At 31.2% G+C, this 2,021-nt stretch carries 1 protein-coding gene and 1 pseudogene; both read left to right on the plus strand.

What is annotated here, in order from left to right; genetic code table 11:
* Window positions 1-638, plus strand: a pseudogene (locus FS85_RS16695) (tetratricopeptide repeat protein); the annotation flags it as partial.
* An 8-nt stretch (window positions 639-646) separates the two neighbouring features.
* Window positions 647-1,975 (plus strand): alkaline phosphatase family protein, encoded by a 1,329-nt coding sequence (locus FS85_RS0103110; RefSeq protein WP_010134562.1) that lies wholly within the window; start codon window positions 647-649, stop codon window positions 1,973-1,975.
* Window positions 1,976-2,021 lie beyond the last annotated feature (46 nt).

Consider the following 2,021-nt stretch of genomic DNA (forward strand, 5'->3'; position numbering starts at 1 on the left):
CAGAGGATCAAAAGCCTGTTTCAATTATAAAATCAGAAGAAGCTTATTTAATATTAGCAGAAGTGTATACTGCTGAAAATAATTTACCCTTGGCAAAATCAACTTTAGTCAATTTATTGAATAACGTAATAGCATCTAGACCTACAGCTAGTTTGGATGATAGCAATGAATTAAGAAACGGAACCAATAGAAGTGATTATCCTACTACAGCTGTTGATGTTAGATTTAATGAAGAGGATGCATTTAGGTCTGATTATATTTTAGATAGACAAGCTGGCAATATCACTGTTCATACCATTTCTGGAACCAGTATAACTGTAAATGATATTAATAATGTTACTACAATAGATGAGATGTTGTACACAATTTATTTAATGCGTCAAGAAATATTTATCAGTGAAGGGAGACGTTCAAGTGATTTAGGAATAAGATTACCTGTTTCACAAACAGAGCAATTAAACAACAGTGCTATTACTGATGAATTTACAAAAGCGATTATACCTACTTTTATTCCATTAAATTCTGGATTAGATAACTTTTCTATCGACGAGGTAACTGGAAATGTTACGATGGAATACGATATGAATGAGGTGTTAATAGAAAATAAAGCTTCAGATTTAGTTTTACCATTTAACTAACAAGTGATATGATAATTAAATTGAAACAGATATTCATATTAGCTGCTATAATTTTTAATTATACAGTTACATGGTCTCAAACACCAAATAACTTAATCATCATTAGTATCGATGGATTTAGGTCTAATTTTTACATGGAAGAACAATGGCCAACACCACACATAAAAGATTTAGCAAGTAATGGTGTTTACTCTAAAGGAGTCAATGGTATTTTTCCTACAGTAACCTATCCATCACATACTACTTTAATCACAGGTGTGGGTCCCGATAAACATGGTATTTATTACAATACCGAGATTGCTGAAAATGGTGAGTCAGGTAAATGGATTTATGATTTCTCTCAAATCAAATCTCAAACATTATGGCAAGTAGCAAAAGAAAAAGGTTTAAAAACAGCATCAGTTTCTTGGCCTATTTCAGTAAACGCTCCATATATAGATTATAATATACCAGAAATATGGTCATTTACCAATCCTATGGATCGTAGAGGTGCAACAGATAAATACGCAACTCCTAGCGGATTATTTCAGGAAGTCGTTGAAAATGCAACAGGTAAAATGAATGTCAATGATTATAACTTAAGTTCCTTAAGCATGGATCAAAATTTAGCTAGAATAGCAGCTTATATACTTAGAAAATATAAGCCTAATGTTTTAACAATTCACTTGCCTAATACAGATGGTGCACAACACAAAAATGGTAGGTTAGGTATCGAAGTTCAAAAAGCAATAGCAGGTGCAGACCAAGCTGTAGGTACTATCATCGATGCATTAAAAAAAGCAGATCTTTTTAAAAAAACAAATATAATCATAACCGGAGATCATGGTTTCATGACTGTTCATACAAGTATAGCTCCTAACTTATGGTTAAAAGAAATGAATGTACACAACAAAGCTTTTTTCTTTAGCACAGGTGGTTCAGCGTTTTTACATTTAAAAGATGCAAACGATAAAAAAACTTTGAATAAAATTTTAAATAAACTACATAGTTTACCTTACGGATTACAGAAAATGTTTAAAATAATTAATAGAGAACAAATGACTTTAAGAGGGGCAGACCCTAGAGCTGTTTTAGCTTTATCAGCTACAAATGGTTACTGTTTTACAAATGAAAAAACAGGAGAATTATTAAACAAAAAAATAGGTGGTAAACATGGTCAATATCCAGATAATGAATTGATTCAAACGGGTTTTGTTGCCTTTGGTCCAAATTTTCAAAAAGGATTGTTGTTTAATCAATTACAATTAGAAGATATAGCTCCATTAGCTGCTCATCTATTGGGTACTCTATTAAATGACAGTAAAGGAATTATTTACAATAGCATGTTGGTTAAATAATTTATGAAAAGTTTATATGGTAAAACACCTCTTTGTTACACAAAGA

It is taken from the genome of Ochrovirga pacifica, assembly GCF_000220525.1.
Taxonomy (GTDB): Bacteria; Bacteroidota; Bacteroidia; order Flavobacteriales; family Flavobacteriaceae; genus Ochrovirga; species Ochrovirga pacifica.